Origin of the sequence: Bhargavaea sp. CC-171006, from assembly GCF_009761675.1 — a bacterium.
In the GTDB taxonomy this organism is placed as follows: domain Bacteria; phylum Bacillota; class Bacilli; order Bacillales_A; family Planococcaceae; genus Bhargavaea; species Bhargavaea changchunensis.
This window is the reverse complement of the sequence record NZ_QUZH01000018.1, coordinates 39589-51990: the sequence shown is the minus strand read 5'-3', so window position 1 is coordinate 51990 and position 12402 is coordinate 39589. Positions and strand designations below refer to the sequence as shown.

Here is a 12402-nt window from a genome sequence, read left to right as displayed (position 1 = left end):
TGAACCGAACCCTATAAAGCGGACAGCTTAATAAAAGACCCTGCTTATGCGGCGATGAGATGACTCCGGTATTGTGCCGGAGTCATCTTTTTTAGATTCCATTGATATCGGTGGTTGTTGTACTCGTAAACATACTCATCCACCAGTAGTTTGAGCTCATCGAAGGTTTGGCATTGCCTGTAGTCAATTTCATCTTTCATATGACCGAAGAAGGATTCCATCGGCGCATTGTCCCAACAATTTCCCTTTCGGGACATTGATTGTTTGATGTTCAGGTCCTTGATGCGTTTCTGATACTCGGGATGGGTGTAGTGGAACCCTTGGTCTGAATGAAGGACGATTTCCGGATGAAGATTCTCTCCAAGAGCTCCTTCAAGCTTGTCCAGCGTCCGGTAGACGATTGGCATGGAAAGGCTGGTCGTCAGTTCATGGACGAGGATTTCCTTGGTCGCCGCATCCTTTATCGTGGAAAGGTAGGCTGGCTGGCCTTTGCCGTGATACAGATAGGTAATATCAGTCAGGAGGACCTTGCCCGGCTCATCCTGTTGGAACTCACGATTCAGGTGATTAGACACCGTACGGTGTTCCTGCGTCGCCTTCGCCATCTTCCTGTAGGGATGGGCTCTCCGGATTCTGGCATGAAGGCCGAAGAGGCCAGTGAGGCGAAGGATTTTCTTGTGGTTCATGACTACGCCATATTCATTCCTCAAAATCATATGTAGGGTGCGGTATCCTGCTTTCCCTTTCTTCCGTTCCTGGATCTCGATCAGTAGAAGGGCATCCTCATAATCCGCCTCCGCACGGAGGTCGCGTGAATCACGGCGGATCAGCCATTCATAGTAACCCTGACGGCGGACTCCCGCGACCCTGCATAGATAGGCGACGGCTCTCTTGAGCCCAAACGTCCGGATCACTTCTTCAATCAATGCATATTTCTCTCCCGGTGTAAGCCTTACTTCCTCAGCCTCCTCTCGGCTGCCTCTAACTTTTTTAACAATTCCAGTTCAGCCTCTAGATACTTGATCTTAGCCTGTGCCTTTTTCAGTTGTTCTTCCGCAGACAGATCTCGTGTTACCGGCCGGCCAGTGCTTCCGCGGCCCCGACGCTCAGACAACAGTCCTTCCTCGCCAAGGGCGTCATACGATTTCCTCCATCGCTTTAGCGATTGTTTAGGTATATCCGTCCCAATCTGCTTGGGATCCAACCCTGCCTCCAGGAAGATTTCGTATGGCGTCTTGCCTTCCTGATAGGCCTTCACGGCGTTCAATTTAAATTCAGGCGAGTATTGTATGGTCTTATCCGTTACATGAAGGACATTGGGATTGTCCTCGAGAAGTCGGCGAATGGATTCATTGATAGGTTGGCGGCTCATTGAAAATCTCCTCCGTTCAACTTTGTGTTCAGTATAGCGGAGTTTTTGACCACGCAAAAACCCCGAACCGGGACTTTTTTAAAAGTGTCCGTAGTTCGGGGTTCAGTTCAACCGGCGGACGCCGGTGGCTTTATTTTTGATGTAGTGTTCGTTTCCTGGATGGAGCGAGGTACCACTGTCCCCATTGGGTAACCATTCTCAAGTGTAGCAGTAATTCAGAATTTCTTGCTTCTCACACAGAAACTTCGTATTGATACTGCACTAAACCAATTTCATTCGCATAGAGCGCAGCTTGTGTTCGATCGCTGAGCTCCAACTTAGCGAGAATTTGGCTCACATGCTTTTTTACAGTATTTTCTGTTATGAAAAGTTCTTTTGCGATTTGCTTATTTGAATAACCTTTACCTAAAGTCTGTAATACTTCTTTCTCTTTAGAAGTTAACAACATCAAACGGTTATTGTCCGTTTGGGGCTTGTTCTGACTATGAAGCATCATGTCCATAATGGCGGGGTCGTAATATTTTCCGCCTCTATGAATGGCTTGCAGGGCATAAACGAATTCTTCAGGGTACGCACCAAGTGAAATATATCCTTCAACTTTGGTTTCGGTGGTTATGGGGGGGAGCGATGGTATTGTGCCTTTTAAAGGAATAAGAACTGCAAATTTGCATGAACATCCGGATTCTCTTACCTCGGCAATTAGATCAAATCCGTTCTCTTTTCCTAAGTGCATGTCTACAATCGCCAAATCCGGTTTTTCCTTTTGAATCAGGTCCAGTGCTTCTTGTTTGTTTGTTGCTTCTCCTTTTATATCCATCTGCTCCTGCAGAGATAGGATTGAACGAAGGCCTTTCCTTACAAGAGTCTGATCATCCACCAATACAATTTTCATCAACGTAAAGCCCCCTTACTCAGATAGAAGAACACCGGCCGTAAGCTATTTGGGAATAATCGACAGCAACAACATTCAAAATCTCTAAGATGAGTAAAGCTTCCTATTTGTCCGAGTATCTTAAGTACTGCAATTGTAGTAGGGACAAATATACTATGTATGGATATATTAGCAAAAAGTGTCATGGGTGGAATGGTGCTTATGTGCCATAATTATTCGCCATCAGAGGGGTTCAAAATTATCCGATAGAGGGGCGAGCAACCGAAGCCCGTTCTTTATACTTAGCAATAGTTCCACTTGATTTAGCCAACCGGCGATAGATCAAAAGGAGGGGGTTGGGTCCTGGTTAAAAGTCACTCGTTTCATGGATCCGAGAGCAGGTAACTTTGAAATTTGAAACTGTGCAGCGCAATACAAGTTTTCCGGTGAAAAGGTAAAAATCTGGCCATGCAGAGAATCCGATGGTGCTTTAGGTTTACTTAAGTACTTGGATCAACCATTACATCGAAAAAGTCTTGAGACAACAACAACATTTCTGAGGAGGAATTCTAAATGGGTATTAAATCGAAACTTGGTATGGGTGCAGCAACGGGTGCTTTGGCGATTGCATTGATTGGCGGAGGAACGTTTGCTTACTTCAGCGACACTGAAGTGAATGCCAGCACGTTCGCAGCCGGTACGCTGGATATCAACATCCAAGGCAATGATACAGACAACGCAATCATTGATGTAAACAACCTGAAGCCAGGAGACACGATGCTGCGTACTTTCAAGCTGAATAATACCGGCAGCCTGGACGTGTCAAAAGTATTGCTGACTTCTTCTTATACAGTCGGTGATACAAACGGAAATAACGCAGGCGCGGATCTTGGAGAACATATTAAAGTAAAGTTTTTGGTTAACAATGACAAACGGACAGAGGTTGTTCATGAAACAACGCTTAAAAAGCTTTCCAGCACCGACGTTGTTGACCGAGATCTCTTGGGGTGGATTCTTGGCGGAGAAAATGATGGGCTAAGAGCCGGTACTACTGATACTCTCACAGTCCAATTTGAATTCGTTGACAACGGCAAAGACCAGAACGTCTTCCAAGGTGACTCTCTGAAGCTCAATTGGAAATTTGACGCGAAACAAACAAGTGGTTCCGCTAAGTGAGAAATTGTTAGGAGGGGAATTCTTCTCCTCCTTTCTTTCTATTTACTAGGTCCAAGTTCCTCCCTGTCATATCTATTTCTCAATACATAATTTACTTGTGTCTTGAGAAATGGGTATTTATCAGGATATTTGGGTGATGGAGGTAGAGCGAAGGTGAAGATAAAAAAAACCATTAATGGTAATTCGGAAAGTCATCATCTCTTCTTATATATAAAAACTGCCCTTATTATTTATCTACTGATTTTCGGATTAAGTTATATCACCTCCGACACTTCTGCGTCTTTCAGGAAGCAGGTAGGTTGGTCGGAGTCTGTCTCTTTTGGTGAGTGGGCTGAGGATGAGGAGCCGGTTGAGGAGGACGTGGATGAACAGGAAGAGGAAGAAAACGCAGATCAGGAAAAAGAAGTAACAGAAAACGAAGAAGTACCAAAGGAAGAGCAGATGCCATCGGATGAATCTGAGTCGGCACCTGAAGAAAATAAAACAGAAGGCAAAACGGAAACAGATCAGAAGCAAAAAGAACCGGGAACTGACAGCAAGAAAGACTCGGAAAAGCTGGAGGACACCCCTGAAAAACAGACCGAAGAAAAGAAGACGCCTGTGAAAGAGAAACCGGAGACTCCAACTTCTGAAAACAAGGCTCCGGAAGACGATCAGATAGAGAAAACAGAAGAAAAGCCGCAAGAAAATAACACAACGAAAGCAGAGGGGGATCTAAATGAACTCGAAAAAAGTGATGAAGTGGGTCAGTAATCTTGTCACAGCCGTATTAATGGTCCTGTTGATCGGGATGGGAGCTTTGGTCATGGTGACAAAGCTATCGGGAGAAGAACCCCAGGTGTTCGGCTATCAGATCAAAACCGTTCTTTCCGGATCAATGGAACCTGAAATCCTTACAGGCTCTGTAATCGCTGTGAAACTGGCAGAGAAGAAAGAGCATTTTAAGAAAGGCGACGTCATTACCTTCCAGACGGAAGAGAACATTCTGATCACGCACCGTGTGACAGAGGTTTTGGAAAGTGGACAATCTGTGATGTACCGGACAAAAGGAGACAATAACAACGCAGAGGACATGGAGCCGGTGCTTTCTCAGAACGTAGTGGCTGAGTATACCGGGAAGACCGTTCCTTATCTGGGGTACTTCCTCAGTTTCGCTCAGTCAAAGAATGGCGCTTTCCTGCTCTTGGTTCCCGGGTTTCTACTGCTCCTCTATTCGGCCTTTACCATTTGGCGGGCCATCTCACAAATTGAATTGCACCAGAAAAGACCGGAAGAGGCAACGAGCGAGAAGCAATGAAAAGCAATGTGACGCAGAGGGGAACTAGTTCTCCTCTGCGTTTTTCAATGTAATCACCGTCAATAATAATTATAGCGGGGCATTAAACGGGAACTGACTTGCCGGAAAGCCTTCTTGGGTATAGATGAGTAAAGTTATTACGGAAGGACTGAGACGCATGGGCAAAAATCAGCATGTCATCCCGGTGAAAGGCGGATGGGCAGTAAAAGCGGAAGGGGCTTCGGAGCCCACCCATACTGCTGGCACCCAGCAGGAAGCCTTTGAGATCGGGCGGGATATCGCCAAAAAGGAATGCTCTGAACTGCTCATCCATGGCGAAGACGGGAAGATTCGGGAAAGGAACACGTACGGAAAAGACCCTTATCCACCGGAAGGATAATGAAGAATCTCATAAAAAACAACGAGCCGCCGCTGCCCTCCAATTGGAGGCAACGGCGGCTTTTTAACTTTCTGCTCATCTGGGTTTGATGAAAATTGATACATAAGACCTTAACTCGAACAAACGAATTTTAAAATTTATTTCTTCTTTTAGGTCATAAATCCTCTATCTGTTTCATAGATATGGTATGTAGGGCCTTTTTTGCTCTATTGAAAAAAGAGTTTAAGAGATGATCCGTCACTCAGTGACGAAAGGAGGAGGGATTATGTCGAGATTAAAGGGGCTATCGGCTGTGCTGGCTGTGCTTTTGGTCCTGCAGCTGATGGTTCCGGTTTTCGGAAATCTCGCCGGATCGGCATCCGCCCAGTCGGATGATGCCGGACGAATCAAGATCGAGAAAACCTCACAGACCGCGGAAGCCATCCAATGGCGGGTGACGGTCAACGCGTCCGGTGCCGAACATGACGGCATCCAGACGAAAATCAGTTTCGGCGCGGGCCTATCCCCGGCTGGAATCACTAACACCGGAGAGGCCAAGGCTTCCCAAACCGGTGATGGCTATGAGGTCCAATCGCCGGCGGGCAGCGGCACGACTGCATTCAGCATCACCGCAGGAGTCACCGATCCCGGTGCCGCTTTCCATGAAGTAAAAGCAGTCGCCGCCTACACAGACGGAACCTTCAAGGCATTCGATCGGGCCGAGGCGATCAAGCCGGAGGTCAAGGAAGCGGAAAAACCTACTGAGAAAACGGCCGAAAAGCCTGCCGAGAAACAAGCGGCAAAAGCCGAGCAGCCGGTAAAGGAGAATTCCGAAAAGGCGGAGGAGCCTGCCAAGGAAGAGAACGCTGAACAGCCGGCCAAAGAAGAGGCCGTAAAGGAAACAGAAAAGCCGGTGGAACAGCAGGAGCCGCCTGCTGAAGAAACCGTTCCGGTCGAAAAGCCTGCGGAACAACCGGCGGAGGAGCCCTCCGGAAGTAATCCCACTCCTGAAACATCCGTAGAGCCAGAAGGCGGAGCGGAAGCACCGGTTGAAGAAGCGGCACCGGAAGATGATCCTTCTCCCGAAGCAAGCAAGACCAAGGAAGCTGCCGCCAAAACAGAAACCAACGTGGGCACCGCAGCGCCGGTAGCGGTAGAGGCGGACATGATGGCCCCGATGGCGATTGCGACACCCGGAGTCTATATGCCGGACCCGAACGCTATTGTTGTCCCAACGAGGCTGGAAGGAGTGTCTACAAACGCCCATACTTTGCCTCATCGCATGTGGATAACGGGAGATAAGGTCTATGTCGCTGTGAAGTCCACGCATGAACTCCAATATATGACCCTCAAAGGAGTCACGACGAGTATTGCAGACGTCTATAATGCCTGGGTTTCAATTAAGATTGGCGAAACAACTTACCCACCGGACGGGCTGAACGGCAACACAAACGATTCCCACTGGACCGTGTTCAAGTTCAATGCGTCTGATCTTTTCTTGCTGGATAACCAGAGCATTCCATTCTTCATTAAAGGTATCGGAGGCGGGCATGACGTTGGCGGCAATCTCACCGTCACCATTCCGACGGTAGCAGTGACCGGTAACAAAGTCTGGGTCGGCGGAACCGAACGGCCTGCCATCACGCTGCAGTTGATTGCTCAGGCACCAGGCGAGGCAAAGCGGACCCTTGGAACGAAGGTCGTCAATGGGACGGAAGATCCGGCCTGGACGCACACATGGACCGGCGTTCCTAAGTACAATCCATTTGGCAGTCCGTACACCTATACCATCGACGAAGCATCCGAACCGCCGAACTACAAGAAATCGCTCGACGGCCTGACGGTCACAAACACGTACGCTCCCGAACAACTACCGATCAACATAAACAAAGTGTGGATCGGTCCTGAGGGTGAGTCGGTCACGATCCGGCTGTTTGCAGATGGCAAAGATACCGGGAAGACGCTCACTCTCGACACAGCAAACAGCTGGGCCGGTTCGTTCACTGTGAACAAGCTTCATGATAAAACCGGCGAGCCGATTGCCTACACGGTCAGGGAAGATGCGGTTCCGGGATACACTACCCAACTGACCGGGTCGGCCGAAGCCGGGTTCACGTTCACGAATACGCACAATGGCACGGTCGACATCAATGTCGACAAGGTATGGGTCGGCCCTGCGGCGGATTCGGTCACGGTCAATCTCCTGGCAGATGGCAGTGCGACTGGCGACTCCCTTGTCCTCAATGAAGACAACAACTGGCGCGGTACGTTCGAAGGTCTCTGGAAGTACGATGCGGTAACCGGAGCGGAGATCGTCTACACCGTGGAAGAAGTTCCGGTACCGGGCTATTCCTCGGACGTAACGGGTTCACCGGATGCCGGCTTTACGATCACGAACACAAACGACGCGACAACAATCGTCGATGTCCGAAAAGAATGGGTCGGCCCAGAAGCGAGACCGGTCACGATCGAGCTTCTCGCGGACGGTGAGGAGACCGGTAAAACCGTCACCCTGAGCGAGGCAAACAACTGGTCTGGAACCTTCTCCGACCTCCGGAAGTACAATCCGGAAACCGGCGCGGCGATCAGTTACAGCGTGACGGAACCGGAAGTGCCGGAGCGGTACGAGGTTTCCTATAGCATCGGTGAAAACGGAGAGTTCGTCGTGACGAACACCGCGCTGACCGGCTCGCTCACCGTCACGAAAGTCGATGAAGCCGGCGACCCGCTTGCCGGAGCGGAATTCGAGCTTCGGGATCAGGATGGAAATGTCATCGGCACCGGAACGAGCGGGGAAGACGGGCTGATCAAATTCGAAGATCTCGACTGGGGCAGCTATTTGCTTGTCGAGACGAAAGCGCCAGAAGGCTACCGTCTCCTGGCTAAACCGATTGATATCGAAATCAGCGCGGACCAGCTGGACATCGAACGGACGGTCGAAAACACCCCGACCGACTGGGAACTCCCGGCCACCGGCGGCTTCGGCACGATTCCGTTCTATATGGTGGGCGTTCTGATGATGGCGGCGGCGATGTTCACGCTGCTGAAGAAAAAGAGAGTCAACAAGTGAGAGGAGAATGGAAATGAAGAAGGAAAAGAGAAAGTCCCTCCGCCTCTGGTCTGCGTTGCTGTTGTTCATGGCCCTACTGATCCCTCAGATGGCATTTGCCTACACGGTATCAGGTGACCCGCAAAACCCAAGCCTTACCATCCATAAATTCGAACAGGAGCCGGGGGCGGATGCCGGCGATGAAGGAGACGGCTCCCCTGGACAAAATGCCGAGGGTAAAGCGGTCTCAGGCGTTGAATACACCCTGAAAATGACGCATCGATATAACGCCGAGAAAGATGCCTGGGTAGAAGAAAGTGGCCCTGAAATCAAGGGTACGACAGGCGCCGACGGAACTGTCACGTTCACCAAAGCGGACGGCCTCGAACTCGGCCGCTATGAAGTGGACGAAACAAAGGGCCCTGAACACATTATCTTGAACCCGGAGTCCTTCGCAGTCGACATCCCGATGACAAACAAGGAAGGGACGGCGCTCAACTACGACGTCCACATCTATCCGAAAAACGAAACGATCCGCAAGAATGTAGAGCTGCGGAAAGTCGATGAAAATGGAGAGGCACTGGAAGGCGTCACATTCAAGCTTTACAACAAAGACGGCTCTCCGGCAGTAGATAATGAAAACCATGCAGTTCCTGAACTCACCACCAACAACGACGGCGTAATCAATGTCTCGGGGCTGGCAGCAGGCAAGTACTACTTCCAGGAAACCGCCGTTCCTTACGGCTACGCGCTGAACACAACAAAAATCGGATTCACTATTCAAAAGACCGGTGACAAAGGCCAGGATATCGAAGTCGTCTGGGACAATGTCAAGCGCTTTGCGGAAAACGGCACGGTCACCAACTACTTCATCCCGACGGTCGACAAGGATGCTGAAGGAGAGAAGCAGTTCGACATCGACCGAGACAAAGTGTACAGCTACAACATCACAATCGACACTCCTAAGAACATCGACCAATACGATGCGCTCATCGTGACCGATGAACTCGACGGCCGCCTGGCGTATGAAGGCAACTGGTCGGTAACGGGAGCCCCTGAAGGAAGTTTCACATTCAAGCAGGACGGCCAGAAACTCGAGTGGAAGGCAGATCCTTCGCAACTTACAGGCGGCGGGGAAATCGTCATCACCTTCGATGCGAAGATCAAGCCGGATGCTATGCTCACTCCGGGCGAAACCGGCATCCCGAACACCGTGACACTCGACTTCGACAACTCATTTGGCTGGAGAACGATCAACGATCCTACGGCGCCACCTGAAGATCCAGAAACTCCGCCAGTCGTTACACCGACACAAGGCGGAATCCAGGTCATCAAGGTCGACGCGTCTGACAATACGGTCGTCCTGTCCGGAGCGGAGTTCAAGCTCACGTCTGACGAAGCCGGCAAAAACATCATCGACACTTCCGCAATGGGCGATGTCGTCGAAGTGAACAACACCGTGTACAACGGCCTGCTCGAGAACCTGACGACAGACAATGACGGTAAGTTTGAAATCTCAGGCCTCACACCGGGCACGTACTATCTCCATGAGACAAAGGCACCGACATACACGGATGACGAGGGCAAGCTGAAATCCTATCGCCTTCTGACCAAGCCGATTGAAGTCGTTGTGGAGAACAGCCAGGACTACCGATCTTATGAGGTTGAAAACTCCAAGTCCGACTGGATCCTCCCGACAACCGGCGGTCTCGGAACCACACTCTTCTCGGCAATCGGTCTCCTGCTCATGATGAGCGCGACTGTGCTCTACATGCGCCGTCGCAAAGCTGATACAAACGAAGCGTAATGGAATGAAAGCGGGGGAGAATCTTTTCTCCCCCATTTGTTTTTATTGAAGGCCGGTCCATGGATGGGCATGTGTTCAATGAAAACGAACGACGAGTATTTAGGATAGGGTGGGGACATAATGAAGAAAAAGATGGCGCTTATCGCGATATTCCTGATCGGGCTTGGGGTGTTTGCCTATCCGATCGTCTCCAACCTCTTTTCGACCCAAGTGCACCAGACCGTTGTCCGCGAGTATGACGAGACGGTCAAGGGGATGACCGCCGAAGAGATCCGAACTGAGAAGGAGAAGGCGGACCGCCACAATGAGGAATTGGCCGGAGCGGATCACGAATTCATCGATCCATTTTCGGAACAGGAAGGATCCGGAGAAAATGAAGAAAGCCGCAGCTATTACGACGCCCTGAATATCGGGCCGGCGCTCGGCTACGTGGAGATCCCGAAAATCGGCGCTGATCTGCCCATCTATCATGGAACAAGTGAGGAAGTGCTGTCTCAGGGTGCCGGCCACCTCGAGCAATCATCGCTTCCGACCGGCAAACCCGGTACCCATACCGTCCTCACGGCACACCGCGGCCTGCCGACAGCGAAGATGTTCCGCCATCTGGACCAAATGGAGATCGGCGACAAGTTTTTTGTGAAAGTGCTTGATGAAACGATGGCGTACGAAGTCCAGCACATCGAGGCGGTGCTCCCCGATGAAACCGGCTGGCTGCAGATGAAGGAAGGCGAAGAGCTCGTCACGCTGCTGACGTGCGACCCGTACATGATCAACACGCACCGGCTGCTCGTCACCGGCAAGCGTGTGCCGTTTGAGCCGGAAGACGAGGAACAGATCGCCGCATTGGAAGAGGACCTCAAGTGGCAGATCTATGCGCTTGCCGCAATCGCCGTCCTCATTGCGGGGGGCATCATCTATCTGATCAGAAAGAAGGTGGCGAAACGTGAAAAAGTATAAGGGCATCATTCTGCTGTTCGCCGCCGGGTTTCTGATCATGGCCTATCCGCACATCGCACAGCTCGTGAACCGCCACCTTCAACAACAGCAGGCGGAGGATTTTAGGACTGCCCTCGACGGCATGCCCGATGCGGACATCACCGAACTCCTGGAGCGGGCCCGCCAGTACAACGATGAGATCCATGATGACCTGGACGGCCTGCGTGACCCATGGGGGGACCAACAGGCGCTCATGGTCTCCTACAATGAAACAATGGGTTTCGGTGACGACGATGCATTCGGCGCGCTTGAAATCCCAAAACTCAATCTCCATACACCGATCTACCTGGGTTCATCTGATGCCGTGCTCGATAAAGGAGTCGGTCAGGTTGAAGGTTCCTCGCTGCCGCTTGGCGGGGCCAGCACCCATACTGTACTCGCCGGACACCGTGGCATGTGGACGAAAACGATGTTCCGCCATTTGGACAAACTCCAGCCTGGCGACGTCTTCTACATCCATACGATGGATGGCAAGCTCACCTACCGGGTCACCTCCCAGCAGATCATCTATCCCGACGAGACCGACTCCCTCGAGATCCGGGAAGGCAAAGACCTCGCCACCCTCCTGACCTGCCACCCCTACCCGCAAAACTACCAGCGGCTTTTGGTGCACGCGGAGCGGGAACAATAAGAAATGAAGGACTACCGGCGCGGCAGTCCCTTTTAATTTGGAGGAAGGTTTCCGGTACCGGCCAGAAACCCTTCTTTAATTTAGGGGAGGTAGTGATTCAGGCGCAGATGGTGGTAACCCACAGGGTAGGAGGTGGTAACTGGGGAGGGGGTTCGTTGTGATTCGGAAGCGTTTGATGGAGATTCAACCAGGGCAGGATACGACTAGAACGCCACGTCCGCATAGCCCGATATAGATGGTAGAGGGACTGCCGATCCGGCAGTCCCATTTTAATTCCTATCTGGCAGTCCTCCGTGGTTTGGAGAACTTTTTCACGCAGAATATCAGAAGGAAAAGGAAGATGAAAATGGTGATATAGGATGCGAGAAGAACCCAGATTCCCATCCCGATGCCATCCGCAAACATCTCCGAGAAGTAGGAAGGGTTATTGAGTATCTTGGTGATGCATCTTAAAACGAAGATGGCTGCCGCCGCAAACACTGCTTCCTGAAACGTTTCCTTGATCATTGCTACACCTTCTTTCATGGGTGTTGTATGTATAGGGATATTAAACACCATATATATGGGAATTGGAAGGGGGTTCTAAAGAGCACTTACCCGCTTGAATGGGGATCAGAAGAGCCGGAGCGGAGGGACTGCCTGAACGGCAGTCCATTTTGTTGAAATGTGGGAATTTACCACGGATGGTGGTAACTCAGAGGGTAGGAGGTAGTAACTGGGGAGGGGGTTCGTAGTGATTCGAGAGCGTTTGGTGGGGATTCGCCACTGCTGGGAAACTAAATGGTCTCTAGGTTTTCGGCGCAGCCGAAAACCTTCCCTCCAAAGATCTTAAATTTAGAGTGGAT

At 50.8% G+C, this 12402-nt stretch carries 11 protein-coding genes; 8 read left to right on the top strand and 3 right to left on the bottom strand.

What is annotated here, in order from left to right; genetic code table 11:
* Positions 1–44: 44 nt before the first annotated feature.
* Positions 45–1372, bottom strand: a protein-coding gene (locus DZC51_RS08675; protein WP_370513675.1) for an IS3 family transposase whose coding sequence is annotated in 2 segments (ribosomal slippage) — positions 45–985 and positions 985–1372 — 1329 coding nt in all. Because the reading frame shifts where the segments join, the coding sequence is not laid out codon by codon here.
* 232 nt (positions 1373–1604) lie between these two features.
* Complete coding sequence (locus DZC51_RS08670) at positions 1605–2264, bottom strand: response regulator transcription factor (RefSeq protein WP_157294992.1); 660 nt, start codon at positions 2262–2264, stop codon at positions 1605–1607.
* 552 nt (positions 2265–2816) lie between these two features.
* Here DZC51_RS08670 and DZC51_RS08665 point away from each other — a divergent pair.
* The 8 genes from DZC51_RS08665 to DZC51_RS08630 all read left to right on the top strand — a co-directional run bounded on the left by DZC51_RS08665 (position 2817) and on the right by DZC51_RS08630 (position 11557).
* Positions 2817–3419, top strand: a complete 603-nt coding sequence (locus DZC51_RS08665) for a CalY family protein (protein ID WP_157294988.1) — start codon at positions 2817–2819, stop codon at positions 3417–3419.
* 153 nt (positions 3420–3572) lie between these two features.
* On the top strand, positions 3573–4172 hold the full coding sequence (locus DZC51_RS08660) for a hypothetical protein (protein ID WP_157294987.1): 600 nt from the start codon (positions 3573–3575) through the stop codon (positions 4170–4172).
* The gene (gene sipW / locus DZC51_RS08655; protein WP_157294986.1) at positions 4138–4716 is read left to right on the top strand and encodes a signal peptidase I SipW; all 579 of its coding nucleotides are present in this window, start codon (positions 4138–4140) and stop codon (positions 4714–4716) included. The genes DZC51_RS08660 and sipW overlap by 35 nt, the downstream gene beginning before the upstream one ends.
* A 157-nt stretch (positions 4717–4873) precedes the next feature.
* Positions 4874–5095 (top strand): DUF2188 domain-containing protein, encoded by a 222-nt coding sequence (locus tag DZC51_RS08650; protein ID WP_157294985.1) that lies wholly within the window; start codon positions 4874–4876, stop codon positions 5093–5095.
* 265 nt (positions 5096–5360) lie between these two features.
* Positions 5361–8144 (top strand): Cna B-type domain-containing protein, encoded by a 2784-nt coding sequence (locus DZC51_RS08645; protein WP_198304086.1) that lies wholly within the window; start codon positions 5361–5363, stop codon positions 8142–8144.
* 13 nt (positions 8145–8157) lie between these two features.
* Complete coding sequence (locus DZC51_RS08640) at positions 8158–9930, top strand: SpaA isopeptide-forming pilin-related protein (RefSeq protein ID WP_157294983.1); 1773 nt, start codon at positions 8158–8160, stop codon at positions 9928–9930.
* Positions 9931–10050: 120 nt separating this feature from the next.
* Complete coding sequence (locus tag DZC51_RS08635) at positions 10051–10887, top strand: class C sortase (protein WP_157294982.1); 837 nt, start codon at positions 10051–10053, stop codon at positions 10885–10887.
* Positions 10874–11557, top strand: coding sequence for a class C sortase (locus DZC51_RS08630; protein ID WP_157294981.1), 684 nt, complete (start codon positions 10874–10876; stop codon positions 11555–11557). Before DZC51_RS08635 ends, DZC51_RS08630 begins: the two co-directional genes overlap by 14 nt.
* A gap of 276 nt (positions 11558–11833) precedes the next feature.
* Here DZC51_RS08630 and DZC51_RS08625 read toward each other — a convergent pair whose 3' ends face one another.
* Positions 11834–12064: a hypothetical protein gene (locus DZC51_RS08625; RefSeq protein ID WP_157294980.1), complete on the bottom strand. Its 231-nt coding sequence runs from the start codon at positions 12062–12064 to the stop codon at positions 11834–11836.
* Between the last annotated feature and the right edge of the window lie 338 nt (positions 12065–12402).